Below are 14509 nucleotides of genomic sequence, written 5' to 3'. Positions count from 1 at the left end.
GGGCTTTCAGCCCGCCCCGAAACTAAAATCATTTTTTCAATTCTTCCAGAAGCCCTTCAATATGCTTGATGTATCTTCCATAGTAACGGTGAAACCAGTATTTCCCGGATAAAAACAAAATAAACAGGCCACCAATCAGAGAGCCAATCAAAATGGCTGCAATTTTAATTTCACTGAAAGGTTCAGGCCACGGTATAAATTCTAATACAATGAGTATTTCACACACAATAAACGGAGCAAAGCTGATATAATAGGACAGATAATACTGTTTATTAAGGTTCAGCTGCATAACCAGATCTTTCAGAGAATCATAGGTATTGAAGACAGGATTACTGATCTCATTATAAAGTCTAAAAAACTTATAATAAAAGAAAACGGTAACGATGAGCATGGAAGCCACCAGGACCGTGATGTACAATTGGAGTTTAAAAGGTTTACATACTGAGCAGACCATGAAGGAAAAGATAAAAATCCCGATCACCCACCAGAATTCTGTGCGCATATTTTTGCGTATTCTTTCAAGGGGAAGATTGATTTTATTTCTTTGTTCAATGCTTATTTCCGGAGTTTCCTCCGTAATATCTTCGTTCCAGGTATTTTTTAATTCATCGATATTCATTGGACTACTGATTTAATGTTGATTTACTTTTTATATTGGCTTAAGATATCTTTAAGTTTATTTTTGGCCCGGTTCATTTTCACCCTTGCATTACCTTCGGAGATTCCCATTTCTTCTGCAATCTGTTTTCCGGAAAAATCCTCCAGATAATAGAATATAAAGGCTTTATCAATCGGGTTGAGCTGATGGATGGCTTTGTACATTTCTGTCAGCCGTTCTTCTTTATGATCATCATAATCTTCCTGGGTCAACACATACCCGGAGACATCCTGATTGGCTATAAAGCTTCTTCTTTTTTCAGATTTAAGGAAAATGATTGCTGTATTTAACGCAATTCTGTACAGCCAGGTTGAAAACTCACTTTGTCCTCTGAAACCCGGATAGGCTTTCCAAAGCTGATAGGTAATCTCCTGAAAAAGATCATTACGGTCATCTTTTTCAGTCATATACATTTTAGAAATCTTAAAAATGATTCCTTTATGTTTTTCGATTTTACTTATAAACTCTTGTTCTAATGAGGCCATAACTTGTTAATCTATAGAGTTAGTTTTCATTCAGAAAAATTGTTACAGAGATTTGATAAAAATAAAAAAACCCGACAGAAAATACTGTCAGGCTCTCATTGTGTGTTTTTACCTTCTACTATTTTTTAGGATAGCATTTGTACGAAATAATTTTGTGGGATTTTATCTTATCGGTCAGCTCATGTATTTTCATGCTACAGTCTGGCTTTTTGTTTTCTACTTCTTACTAAATTTTACAGTTAGTAGAGAAAAAGTCAAAATGTTACATTTTTTACACAAAAAAACCTGTCAGAAATTTCCTCACAGGTTCTTTAATCGTTTTTCAAAACTATAAATTGGTTTAATAATTATTTAGTATTGTCAATTCAGGCGGTTTAACGCTCTTTGCAAAGTAGAGATGTCAATAAAGCCTAATTTTGCTCCAAGCATGATGAAGATCAGAAGAACCAGTGTAAGGAAGACAATGAAAAAAATATACATGGATACAAACCATATTACCGTATTCAGAATGTTTCCTCTGAGTCCCCATTTATTCATCAAAAACTTCTGAGATCGTTCAAACCATGTTTTTTTCTTTTCTGCAGGAGGAGCCGGTAATTCAATACCGTTCAATTCGTCTACCAAACGTACCACATCATCAATATACCTTCCGTACATATAATAGATCCAATATTTTATAAGAAAAGCTATCAGTAAAAGAGTAATCAAAAGACTGACTCCGAAAATAGCAAGGTTATACTCCATATCAAAATGGAAGCTGACCTTAATCAAAGATAAAAGAAAGCCAAGAGGAATATAAGAGATATAATACGAAATATAAATTTCTTTTGATATAAGAAGCTGGTTTTTAAGGTTAAACAGGTCATAATTCGTATTGATACTGTTTTTCCTGAGTAAGGTATAAAGTTTGCGAAATCTTGAATAGAAATAGACTATAAAAGCAAGCGTCAGAACGACAACAAATGCGGATATGGTCCTGATATTAGGGTCTGCGGAAGCAAATGGAATATTGGTAAAAAGCAAAGGCAAAGTAATGACCATCAGCCAGAATTCCGTCTTCATATTGACTTTCAGCATCTGCAGTGGAGAATGTATTTCACGTTGTTTTTCCAGGGAAATCTCAGGGAGCTCCTGTCCCGTATCTTTATTCCAAAGTTCTTTAAAATTTTCTAACTCCATTTTTGTGTTTTTTATACTGAATCTGCTCCTTGCTGCCTGGCGATGATTTCCTTTAATTTTTCTTTTGCTCTTTTGAGCTTCACCCGGGCATTGACTTCTGTAATTCCCAGCTGGAAAGCAATCTCTTTTCCGGAAAAATTTTCCAGGAAGAAAAAAATCAAAGCTTTATCGATGGGACTCAACTGATGAATTGCCTCATACATCAGCTTCATATTTTTATCATCCGTATCGTTGTAAGGCTCCTGCTGAGTGCCCAATCCATCTATATTCTGACTCCGGATAAAGCTACGTTTTTTTTCACTTCGCAGGAAAACGATAGCTGTATTGAGCGCAGTGCGGTACAACCATGTTGAGAAATCACTTCTCTTTTGAAAATCACCATATGATTTCCAGGCCTGATAGATGATCTCCTGATAAAGGTCATTCTGATCATCTTTATGATCCATATACATTTTAGAAATCTTGAAAACAACCCCTTTATGTTTTTCAATTTTCTCTAAAAATTCTTTTTCTGGTGAAGACATGGGTACGCACTAATCCTTCAGCAATATTTATAAAAACATTACCATATTATAACACAAAATCTCAATTTCAAGACCTCAATTTAACAAATCCCCAAAAAACAAAGAAGTTTATTAGGGATTTTTATTTTATGTTAAATATGACCAGAAAGCAGGACTAAAAAATATAGTCAGTGCTTAAAAAGTTGGAATCATGTTCTCTGACGATGGTATTCAATAAGGTTTTATTAGATTCTGTAAGCTTTGCAGCAACCAGCGATCTGATGGAAAAGGAACGCAGCGCATCAAAAACAGAAAGGGTTCCTTCGGCACTGTCTTTTCTTCCGGTGAATGGAAATACATCCGGCCCCCGCTGAGCCTGGCAGTTGATATTAACACGGCTTACCAAATTGACAAACGGATCAATTAGTCTTGCCACCTCATGTGGATCTTCACTGAAAATACTCACCTGCATTCCATGGGAAGCATTAACCTGATATTCTATAGGCTCTTCTATATCTTCAAACGGAACCACAGGAATCACCGGCCCGAACTGCTCTTCATGATAGAGTTTCATATCACTGTTTACCGGATACACCACAGCCGGAAATACAAAAGACTCGTCTGTATATCCCCCATCTTTATTCAAAACGGCAGCTCCTTTCATCAATGCATCTTCAATACATTCTTTCAGATAAGGTGGCTTATTCACTTCCGGAAGCGGAGTTACCTTTACGTCTTTTTCCCATGGAAGTCCTGCCTTCAAAGCGGAAACAGCAGTACTCAGTTTCTCTGTAAATTCCAAAGCAACTTCTTTCTGAACGAATATCAGTTTCAAAGCTGTACAACGCTGTCCGTTGAAAGAAAGGGCTCCCAGAATACATTCGCTTACCGCTACATCCAGATTGGCATGCTTAGTTACGATTGCAGCATTTTTAGCATCAAGACTCAGAATGGCTCTCAACCGGTTTACTTTCGGGTGTAGTTTTTTCAAACCGTTGGCCACTTTACTGGACCCGATAAAAGCCAGTACATTTACTTTACCACTTTCCATAATAGGAGTGATAATCTCCGAGCCTTTTCCATACAAAGTATTCACGGTTCCTTTTGGGAAAGCTTCCCTGAAAGCATTCAACAGCGGATAATGTGCCAGAACACCATGCTTCGGAAGTTTAAACAAAATGGTATTTCCCATAATCAATGCTGGAATCAGGGTTGTAAAAATCTCGTTCAAAGGGTAATTGAACGGCCCCATACTCAAGACCACTCCCAGTGGTGCTCTTCTGATCTGGGCTATTGTACCTTCTGCCTGCTGAAAACGGGAAGATTCCCGGTCCAGATCTTTCAGGGCATCAATGGTCTGATTGATATAATCTACAGTACGGTCAAATTCTTTAGTAGAATCAGCCAGCGTTTTACCAATTTCCCACATCAGCAACTTAATGATCAGATCACGCTGCTGAATCATCAGATACACGAATTTCTGCATACATTTGATTCTTCCTTCCACCGACATTGTAGGCCATTCACCAAGCCCGTTATCATAGGCTTTTACACAGGCTTCCAGAACTTCCATTGCTTCATTGGGTCCAATATTCGGAATACTTCCCAACAGTTTTCTCTGCAAGCCGTTTTCTGTAGGAATACAAACCGGAGAATAAATATTCTGGGTCTCTCCCTTCCACTCTACCAGCTCACCATTGAGCAGATATACGTTCTGGTGGATTTCCGGAACTCTGAATTCTTCGGGAATTTCATTTTCGCTTTTAAAAATATCATGGAATGATGCGGTATTTTGTGAACTCATAAATTTTTCTATTTTTTTATGGTGACCGAATTGATCTGAATTTGATAATATAAAGGTAGAGGTAAAATTGTTGGAAAGAAATAATCCGTCAATAGATTTATTCTATTTAAATAAAAATTAATCCCAGCTCCTGAAAAAAGAATAATTTTGTTTAAAAATAAATTTTCATGTTTTCAAAATTAGTTTTCAGTACCTTATTATTTTTCTCTGCAGTAGGTTTCGCTCAAAATACCAAAATATCCAATACGGTTTTGATGAGAGGAAATCCTGTACGTATTTATTCTCAATTACCGGCGCTCAATAAACCTGCACCTAAGTTTACCCTTACAGATGTCAATATGAATGATCAGACTCTGGAGTCCTACAAAGGAAGGTATGTCATCCTGAATATCTTTCCAAGTGTAGATACGGGAGTTTGCTCAGCATCTGTACATCATTTCAATGAAGAGGCAGGAAATCTTCCCAATACGGTAGTTCTTTGTATTTCCAAAGATTTGCCATTCGCTCAGAAAAGGTTCTGCGGTGCGGAAGGGATCAAAAATGTAGTGATGCTTTCAGATTTCCGTTCAGATTTCGGGTGGAACTATGGGGTGGAAATGATTGATTCATCAATGAAAGGTCTTCTGAGCCGAGCTGTAGTGGTAATAGACCCTTCAGGAAAAGTGATCTATGAAGAGCAGGTTCCGGATATTTCACAGGAACCTAATTATGAAGCGGCTATTGCAGCGGTGAAATCATAAGCTTCTGTTTAAAAATATTTTCATAGCTCCGGCGATCTTCGATCGCCGGAGCTATTTCATTATATCCTGACAATCAAAAGAAAATCAGTTGAATAATGCTTGCTTCATAAATAACTGCTTCTGAAAAAGTACCCGAAAGGGTAATTCTCTATTTGACTAAAGGGGCATATCTTTAGGATAGATAAAAATACATAAACCATGAAAACAATTAATTCAATGCCCCGTTTTGGGGATCGTTCTGAAGATGTGAAAATCGTTCAGCAGATTCTTGCAGCAGCAGGAAGTCCATCACTCGTAATTGATGGTATTTTTGGAAATAAAACACTGAAAGCCGTAAAAAAATTCCAGGAAAAAAATAAGCTGGAAATAGACGGAATTATCGGGAAAAACACCCTGAAAGCAATGGGTTTGGAATTGAAAATTATTGCGCATGATACAGGAATTACTGCTCAGGATATTATCAAACAATTTGTAACAGTTGCTGAAAATTATCAGGGACAGACTGAAATAAACGGCCCCAACCGGTCTCCTTTTATAGATATTGTCAACAAGTGGATTGGCGAGTCTTTAGGAGCTCCTTATTGCATAAGCTCAATATGCTATGTTTTAGATAAGATCAAAAACAGTATGGGAGTGAAATTTGATCTGCCAGTAACCTCCTCAACACAACATTTTTGGTACAGCACCAAGAATGAATATAAGACTAAATTTCCCCAGTACGGCAATATCTGTATTTTCTATAACCCCAATGACGAAGGACATGGTCATGCCTGCATAGCATTAGGTCCACCCGATGCAAACGGAACATTCAAAACTTTCGAATTTAATACCGTTAAAGACGGCAAAGAGGGTGTTTTTTATTCCGAAAGAAACATTAACGGAACTCCGGAATTGAGAATGAGAGGCTTTATAGATGTATCCAAAAGTTTAAAATTTTCTGCAGAAAACTCTGTATTTGTTCCTAATCAAGGTAGTTATACCAATCCCGACTGGAATTATATTGCAAAAAATATTGCTTTGGATGCTGAAATTTATAAATTAGAATACCTGACCAATATCTGCAACAAAATAATCCAGAATATTGCAAAGTTTCAAACGGTTGAAGCGGCTACCAATGTTCCATGGAAACTAATTGCTTCTATATTTTTTATGGAATCCAGCCTGGATTTTTCGAAGAATTTCCTTAATGGTCAGAATCTTAACCAAAAGACAACAATTGTCCCTATTGGCCGTGGTCCATGGGATACTTTTGAGGAAAGTGCCATTGAAGGACTGCAAGGTGTAGCAGGTAGATCCAATGATTACTGGACGTTTGGAAATCAATTGGCTTTTGCTGAACTATATAACGGGACAGGCTACCGTAACAAGAATATGTACTCTACCTATGTCACCTCTTATACTAACTTCAGCCAGGAAAAAGGAAAATATGTGCGGGATCATGTATTCGATCCTGAGAAACTTATTACGCGTCCGGGAGTAGCCGCTATCATACTGATGCTAAATAAGATGAATTATTAAAATCAACACTAACTAAAAATACCAAAACCTGCTCATCAGCAGGTTTTCTTGTATATACTAAGGTTTAAAATTATTCAGTTGTTTTATCTTTACTTTCAATAACAATTACTCCATGTTTTCCTTTATCTCCATAAAGCTTTATAGCTCCTTCTCCGGAAAGTACTTTTATACTCTTTACTTTGTCTGAGTTTATTTTTTTCATTTTGTCCTCAGATATTTTTTTATTGTCTAACAGAATCAAGGGTTGTGTAGACTCAATATCTTCCTTAGAAGGCATTCCCAACCACATGGTCTTATTCAGGGTATTGTTGATGACCTCTACTCCCTCAAATCCTTTTTTAAAATCAACTTTTTTTACGTCCTCACCCTTTAACTCCTGTGCATTGGCTGTCGTAGCAATTCCACTTGCGGCCAATAGTCCTAAAGCGATCTTACCGGCTAGTGAAAAGCTCAAATTCCGTCCAAGCTGATCTTCGGTAAATCTTCCACAAACCTCATTCTCTGACCGAAAGCTGGTTACAAGTTCTTCATCAGAAAAATGGGTATAATCCTTCACTGTTTTGGAACAAACAGAACAGAATTTGTCTTTTTCATTGGCTGTCATCATTTCCCAGTTCTCATGACAGGGTTTAGGGATAGTAAGTTTCATGGTTCACAATTTTATACTAAGATAAATATAGTTCTGTAAAATCTCCATTTTTTTATTTTCTAAATTTCCATTTTCTCTTAGTAGTTACCACTATTACTCCATTTTTAGCTTTTTCACCGTATTCTGCCATTGCTTCTTTCAGAACTTTCATCGTTTTGATCATTTTAGGGTCGATCATTTGAAGTTCATCCAGACTGCTTATTTTTCCATTGATCACACAAAGAGGTTTCTGTTCATCTCTCAATCCCGTTTTCGCTCTTCCGATCTTCAATGTATTCATTTCTGAATTATCTTTGGGTAGCTGATTAATCATCAATCCAGACCATTTTGGAGAAAGATCTTTTATTTCCTTTTCACTTTTATTTACCAAAGCATCCGCAGATACTACAGAAACTGACCCAATAAATTCCTGCTTTTTGGGATTACTAAACTTGGGAAAGACAATTTGTGGTATTTCTTCCGTTCTCAATGTATCATTAGCTTTATTTTCCTGAGCATGTACAGAAACCAGTCCTCCGGTTGTCAAAATAAAACCTACCGCAAACTTTACAAAAACCGAATTGATATAAGAATAATGTAAATCTCTATTGAGTTGTGATGAATTGAAATTACCGCAAATATTGTCCGAAGTGTTTGAAAAAAACGCTATAATCTCATCATCCGGAGCTTTGCTGAAATCTCTGACCGTTTTGGAACAAACAGCACAGAATCTCCCCTTTTCATCAGGAGTCATATTTTCCCAGTTTTCATGACAGGGTTTTGGTAAACTAATCTTCATAGTATGGCTTTTATCTATAATGATGCCCTGATTGTGAAAAAGGTTGGAACGGATTAAAACTTTAATACTTATAAATATCAACTAATTTGATAGTAGCAGGAATATGAAGAGAATCTAACTTTCTGTTAAAATCATTGTTCTTCAGATTACCCAGAACATAATTTTTGTTTGTATTCAGAATCCAGAAATCTTTTACATTCTCATCCGGAATTTCGTAAGTGTCTAAACTATCTTTAGGATTTCTTCTTTTTAAACCTTGTCTTTCGGCAATAATAAACTCTTTGTACACATTTACTTTAATGACCTTTGAAGGGATAATTGCTGTTTTACTATTCCAACCACCTTCAGGTACTATAAATATTTCGTGTGCTGAAGTTCTGTAAAGCATGTAACCTCCTGTCAGATTTTTAGAAAAATCCTGAACTCCAGGTCCGAAAGCAATGGGTAATCTTTTATTTAAAAAAAAGCTGATGACCAATACCAACAAAATTAATCCACAGAAGAAAAGGCTTATCTTCAGATATTTATTCATTGGTCCTCTTCATTATTTTAACAGTAAAAGTATTTTCTTTCTGTAAATAAAAAGAATACATCCGGATACCACCAACGATACTATAGAGAGAATAAGTCCTGTCCAATGAACCTCATCTTTTTCTGTACTGTTCAAAGTCTTTTGTTTATTTCCCCCTACAGCCTGCAATCTTTCATTTAAAACAAGGCTTTCAAAACCATACTCTTTGGCCATTTCATAATCTTCCATCGCATCTTCTTTCTGATTCGTCAGAAAAGCGAGATTTCCCAGATCAAATAAAAGCTGAGCTACAATTTTATCTTTCGGTTTTACAAAAGATATTCTTTCATTCAGTTGGTAATACAATTGCATTTTAAGCAGTTGTAGTTCATCCTTGTTCAGATCAGACTTAGGATATTTTTCTTTTCCAAAATCCTTTCCAATCAGATGTTCTGACGAAATATACTGATCTCCTTTTATTTTGGTTTTTAAAATATTCACATGAATCCACTCAGAGCGGAAATGAGAGTTGGGTTCAATTTCTATAGCTTTTTCAATCCATTTCAAGGCTTCCTTATTATTTCCAATCAATTCGTAGGCGGTTCCAATATTGGATGCCGTAGAATATCTGCCCGGCTGCATAGATTCTATTTTCTTATAAAGCTCAATAGCTTCATTATATTTTCCTAAAATAATCAGTATAAAGCCTTTATCAGATAAGTAATCAAGATCTTTGGTCTCTTGATAGCCTTTCTCGAGTTTTCCCAAAAATTCTTCCACCTGTTCTTTACTCCCAAACCCATGCCCGTAAGGAACCTCACCACTATGGTCAACATAGAGAAGTTCCTTGTTGGCCAGCACCATTTGTTCGCCATTAAGGCACCCAAAAACAGGAGCTGACAACATTATTGAAAAAATGAAGCTGAAAAAGTATTTATTCATGTTTAAAATGGTTATTCATTTATATTAGGCTTAAAAATAAAAAACTTTGCTATATCGGCCAATAAAGAATACAGGTTTTCTCAAGCTTCACTTGAAATTATAAATACGCAAAATTATTTCTAAAAGATATTTTGAAGACGCAAGAATTTTACCTCTGATAAAATTGGGTAATGCTTTATAATTGCCACTAATGCACGAATACAAACATTCACATTCGTGCATTAGTGGCATAAAACATCAGCTTAGCCCTTGCTTAAAATTTATAATATTCTTGTGCTTAAAAGCATTATTAAGGTTAAAAAAATTGCTCCTTTGTGGATGTCCAACAAAAAGCTAAGCATCATTCAGTATCTCCCCGTCCTTCAGAACTCTATATTCCTGTCTCATTTCCTCTGAATCTCTTTTCAAATCATGTTCATTAAACACCTGAGGAATATAACATTTCTCATGTTCAAACAATCCATAATGTATGGGAACCAGCTTTTTAGCATGCAAAAGATGAGCTGCTGAAAAGGCTTCCTTCAGATTAAGAGAAGCCGGAACCGGACTGTACTCCAATCCGATGATTTCAAAATTGACCACCACTCCGTTTACGGGTAAAAATGCGTAGTCAATATCCGGATTTTCTTTTCCAAGCCTCCAGAACTGGTTATGCCAGATGGTGTCACCTCCATGAAAGATCTTTGTTGTTGCATCATTCACGATCCAGGAAGATTGAATTTCTCCTATCCCATCCATCGCAAATACAGGTTTGAAGGTAATTTCGTTTTCGGTAAAGGTTTCATTCAGATCCAGAATGATCATTTCAACATCATCGATCAGTTTTCTGACAACAGGCTCAAGTCCGGAATACACGATCAGTTTTCCCTCTTTTTTCAGGCATTTTTGAATGACATTCTTATCAAAATGATCCAAATGTAAATGGGTAAAAAGAATGTAATCTGCCTGTGTATGATCTGAGAATTGTATCAATTGTTCAATCGCATCACCCAAAACCGGTTTATAATAGGAAAAATCCTCTGCAGCATCTATTAAAATGGTTTTTCCGTTGGAGGTCAGCTTTATTCCTGCCCAGTTTAGTTTTTGTATTTCCATAATTTCTTTTTCACAAAGGAAAAGACTTATGAAGGGCGGGACAATAAACAAAAGATAATTAATTAAAGGCTGGGAGATGGAAGCTTGAAGATGGAAGTTAATTATCTTCCTATAATTTCTGATAGTTTTTTTGAATTAATGAATAATACAGTTTTTTAAATGCAAAGATTTAAAATATTCTGATGTTATATTTTAAGCAGGCAAAAATGACGGCAAAGCCACTGATTAAGTTAATGGTAGCGGCATGCTTCATCAAATTGATTGAAAATCGATCAACTCTTTGCTCATTAAAATAATGCGTATTTAAAATTGAAACTTTACGTTTATAAAAAGATAGTTCCTATCACGCAATAGGAATTGCTATGGCCTTGATAACTTCCCGCTTCCGCCTTCAAGCTTCCTGCCTTTAACTAATCCTCTTTCTGATTCTACTTAATGATATAGGAGTAATCCCAATATAAGACGCCAGGTATTTTAAAGGAATATTCTGAATGTAATGAGGCTTGCTGGCTAATAGATATTCGTAAAGATCTTGTGGCGTATTTTTTAGTAAAAGCATTTCACGCTTCATCGCAGCATTCAGTTTCCGGCTCAGATAGTAATTTTGAACAAAACGGCATTCGGGATTTACCGCAAACATTTCTGTGACCTCATCTAAAGTAATTTCCCAGGCAAGGCCGCCGCTGATAGATTCATAAATCCCTTCAGAACCTTTTTCTCCGACAGTAAAAATATCTCCCGGAAAGTAAAATTCCGCACAGATTTCAGTATCAATATCCGAAGTGCTGTTAATGTAATATTTACGAACAAATCCATCTTCAACAAGATAGGCTTTATTATCCGAAAATATATTTCTCTTTGAAAATTCAACCCTGGCAAATTTCTCCCATACAGGATCATCATCCTCTACCTGAAGGTGTGAAAAAAGAGTTTTATTAATCGTTGCTGAAGTCAAATCGTTTATAATTTACAGTAAATTCTCCTCTAAGATATGAAGAATGATATTTTCAGATTAAGATCCCATTCGATCGCTTTTCATGGCAAAAATAGCGTATTCAACCGTTAATTCCTATCATTCAAATATATAAAAAACTTATATGGCAGCCAACGAATATCCTTATGAAGAATTTGATCAAAGATTGAAACAATAAAAACCTACTCTAAGGCAGGTTTTTATTGTTTAAAATTATTCACTTAATAAGTCTCTGAGATAAAAATATAAAAGGCTCAAAGTGATTAAACCATTATTGAAATTATCACCAATTTCCAGTTTATAGTTCAACTTAAAAAGTGTTTGTCTGTAATCTATAGCCAAAACTAACTGATCGTTGTTATTATACAAAAATAGCTTTTTATGTAGCCAGCCTTTATATTTGTAAGTATAAATTTCTGTAGAATCACCATAATAAAATATTCTGTTTTTTGCAGAGTCAATTTTTAAAATCAATCTTCCTGACTCATCAAAAACATCAATCGCCATCCATAAAAATCCGGCACCTTTAATTTTATAAAACTCGTTACCTATTTTTATTCTGCTGTTAAGGCCACTTAAAAAACCAGATAGAAGCTCACCTACGAGTTCTTTCTTATTATCTAGCAGCTGAAACGAATTATTTGATTTTTCTATCTGAAAAAGTCTCATGCCTTACAAACTAAGCACTACAGTAAATTTTCATCCACAAGATTCGGAAGGGTTACTTTTAAATTAGGTTCCACTTCCATGGCTCTTTTAATAGCGAAAATAGCTCCTTCATTTCTGGCCCAGCTTCTTCTTGAGATTCCATTATTGACATCCCAGAACAGCATAGACTTCAATCTACGGTCTGCATCATCACTTCCGTCCAACAGCATTCCGAAACCACCGTTGATTACTTCTCCCCAGCCTACCCCACCTCCATTGTGAATAGATACCCAGGTAGCTCCCCGGAAACTGTCCCCAATCACATTGTGGATGGCCATATCTGCAGTAAATCTTGATCCGTCATAAATATTGGAAGTCTCTCTGTAAGGCGAATCTGTTCCTGAAACATCATGATGATCTCTTCCCAATACTACAGGTCCGATCTCACCATTTTTAATGGCCTTGTTGAAAGCTTCAGCAATTTTCATTCTTCCTTCTGCATCTGCATAAAGAATTCTTGCCTGCGATCCTACCACCAGTTTATTTTCCTGCGCTCCTTTGATCCACTGGATATTATCCTTCATCTGCTGCTGGATTTCTTCCGGAGAATTTTTGATCATTTCTTCCAGTACCTCACATGCAATATCATCTGTTTTCTGCAAATCTTCCGGTGTTCCGCTTGTACACACCCAACGGAAAGGCCCGAAACCATAATCGAAGCACATAGGCCCCATAATATCCTGAACATAGCTTGGATATTTGAATTCTCTTCCCAAAGTTGGATTATCCGCCATTACATCAGCTCCAGCTCTTGAAGCTTCCAGTAAAAAAGCGTTTCCATAGTCAAAGAAATAAGTTCCTTTTTCTGTATGTTTATTGATGGCAGCGGCATGTCTTCTTAAAGTTTCCTGAACTTTTTCTTTGAATAATTCAGGGTCTTCAGCCATCATTTTGTTGGATTCTTCAAAGCTTTGCCCTACCGGATAATATCCACCAGCCCAAGGGTTATGAAGAGAAGTCTGATCTGAACCAATATCGATTCTCAGATCTTCCTGATCAAACTTTTCCCAAACATCAACAATATTTCCAAGGTAAGCCAAAGAAACCGTTTCTTTATTAGCCTGGGCTTCTCTTACTCTTTTTACCAATTCACCAAGGTCTTCATAGATTTCATTTACCCATTTCTGATCATGACGGATTTTGGTAATCTTTGGATTCACTTCTGCACATACGGTAACACATCCTGCAATATTTCCTGCTTTTGGTTGTGCTCCACTCATTCCTCCCAATCCTGAAGTTACGAAAAGACCTCCTTTCGGTTCTTTGTTTATTTTTCTGAAAGCATTTAAAGCTGTAATGGTTGTCCCATGAACAATTCCCTGCGGTCCAATGTACATATAGCTTCCTGCAGTCATCTGCCCGTATTGCGTTACCCCAAGTGCATTAAATTTCTCCCAATCATCTGGTTTTGAATAATTAGGGATCATCATTCCGTTGGTCACCACGACTCTCGGAGCATCTTTATGGGAAGGAAACAATCCCATCGGATGTCCTGAATACATCACCAAAGTCTGTTCGTTGGTCATTTCAGACAGATACTTCATGGTTAGCAGATACTGTGCCCAGTTAGAGAAAACCGCTCCGTTCCCACCATAAGTAATCAGTTCATGAGGATGCTGTGCAACGGCATAATCCAGGTTATTCTGAATCATCAGCATAATTGCTTTTGCCTGCTCAGATTTTCCGGGATAGTCTGTGATCGGTCTTGCCTTCATCTCATAATCCGGACGGAAACGATACATATAGATTCTACCATAATCTTCTAATTCCTGCTTAAATTCAGGGATCAGCTCAGCATGAAACTTCGGATCGAAATAACGTAAAGCATTCTTCAATGCCAGTTTTTTTTCTTCTTCTCCCAGAATTTCTTTACGCTTTGGAGCATGGTTGATATTCGTTTCGTATGGCTTAGGTTGTGGCAGCTGGACAGGAATCCCCTGCTGTATCTGTTCTTGAAATGTCATAT

General features: G+C 36.6%; 15 protein-coding genes. 2 read left to right on the top strand and 13 right to left on the bottom strand.

All coding sequences use genetic code 11. From position 1 onward, the window contains the following. Positions 1-28: 28 nt before the first annotated feature. From AC106K_RS14725 to AC106K_RS14705, 5 genes are all read right to left on the bottom strand, one after another. The gene (locus AC106K_RS14725; protein ID WP_482446279.1) at positions 29-619 is read right to left on the bottom strand and encodes a hypothetical protein; all 591 of its coding nucleotides are present in this window, start codon (positions 617-619) and stop codon (positions 29-31) included. Positions 620-642: 23 nt separating this feature from the next. Next, entirely contained in the window at positions 643-1143 is a 501-nt protein-coding gene (locus AC106K_RS14720; RefSeq protein WP_482446278.1) for an RNA polymerase sigma factor, read from the bottom strand. 360 nt (positions 1144-1503) lie between these two features. Further along, entirely contained in the window at positions 1504-2322 is an 819-nt protein-coding gene (locus tag AC106K_RS14715; protein WP_482446277.1) for a hypothetical protein, read from the bottom strand. An 11-nt stretch (positions 2323-2333) separates the two neighbouring features. Continuing rightward, complete coding sequence (locus AC106K_RS14710; protein WP_482446276.1) at positions 2334-2846, bottom strand: RNA polymerase sigma factor; 513 nt, start codon at positions 2844-2846, stop codon at positions 2334-2336. A 154-nt stretch (positions 2847-3000) separates the two neighbouring features. Then, the gene (locus tag AC106K_RS14705) at positions 3001-4629 is read right to left on the bottom strand and encodes an NADP-dependent glyceraldehyde-3-phosphate dehydrogenase (RefSeq protein ID WP_482446275.1); all 1629 of its coding nucleotides are present in this window, start codon (positions 4627-4629) and stop codon (positions 3001-3003) included. Positions 4630-4796: 167 nt separating this feature from the next. Between AC106K_RS14705 and tpx the strand changes: the two genes are divergently transcribed. After that, the gene (gene tpx / locus AC106K_RS14700) at positions 4797-5369 is read left to right on the top strand and encodes a thiol peroxidase (protein WP_482446274.1); all 573 of its coding nucleotides are present in this window, start codon (positions 4797-4799) and stop codon (positions 5367-5369) included. Between the two features lie 198 nt (positions 5370-5567). Beyond that, positions 5568-6887, top strand: a complete 1320-nt coding sequence (locus AC106K_RS14695) for an NlpC/P60 family protein (RefSeq protein WP_482446273.1) — start codon at positions 5568-5570, stop codon at positions 6885-6887. A gap of 70 nt (positions 6888-6957) precedes the next feature. Here AC106K_RS14695 and AC106K_RS14690 read toward each other — a convergent pair whose 3' ends face one another. The 8 genes from AC106K_RS14690 to AC106K_RS14655 form a co-directional block, all read right to left on the bottom strand. Further along, complete coding sequence (locus AC106K_RS14690; protein ID WP_482446272.1) at positions 6958-7536, bottom strand: hypothetical protein; 579 nt, start codon at positions 7534-7536, stop codon at positions 6958-6960. Positions 7537-7588: 52 nt separating this feature from the next. Then, entirely contained in the window at positions 7589-8314 is a 726-nt protein-coding gene (locus AC106K_RS14685; RefSeq protein WP_482446271.1) for a TonB-dependent receptor plug domain-containing protein, read from the bottom strand. A gap of 61 nt (positions 8315-8375) precedes the next feature. Next, positions 8376-8846: a DUF3997 domain-containing protein gene (locus AC106K_RS14680; RefSeq protein WP_482446270.1), complete on the bottom strand. Its 471-nt coding sequence runs from the start codon at positions 8844-8846 to the stop codon at positions 8376-8378. A gap of 12 nt (positions 8847-8858) precedes the next feature. Then, positions 8859-9767: a tetratricopeptide repeat protein gene (locus AC106K_RS14675; RefSeq protein ID WP_482446269.1), complete on the bottom strand. Its 909-nt coding sequence runs from the start codon at positions 9765-9767 to the stop codon at positions 8859-8861. A 333-nt stretch (positions 9768-10100) separates the two neighbouring features. Continuing rightward, positions 10101-10862 (bottom strand): MBL fold metallo-hydrolase, encoded by a 762-nt coding sequence (locus AC106K_RS14670; protein WP_482446268.1) that lies wholly within the window; start codon positions 10860-10862, stop codon positions 10101-10103. A gap of 406 nt (positions 10863-11268) precedes the next feature. Then, the gene (locus tag AC106K_RS14665) at positions 11269-11817 is read right to left on the bottom strand and encodes a Crp/Fnr family transcriptional regulator (RefSeq protein ID WP_482446267.1); all 549 of its coding nucleotides are present in this window, start codon (positions 11815-11817) and stop codon (positions 11269-11271) included. Between the two features lie 231 nt (positions 11818-12048). Then, positions 12049-12504, bottom strand: a complete 456-nt coding sequence (locus AC106K_RS14660) for a hypothetical protein (RefSeq protein WP_482446266.1) — start codon at positions 12502-12504, stop codon at positions 12049-12051. A 17-nt stretch (positions 12505-12521) separates the two neighbouring features. After that, positions 12522-14507 (bottom strand): urocanate hydratase, encoded by a 1986-nt coding sequence (locus tag AC106K_RS14655; protein WP_482446265.1) that lies wholly within the window; start codon positions 14505-14507, stop codon positions 12522-12524. Positions 14508-14509: the final 2 nt, after the last annotated feature.

Source organism: Chryseobacterium sp. FR048, assembly GCF_056844665.1.
This window is presented reverse-complemented; position numbering and strand designations above follow the sequence as displayed.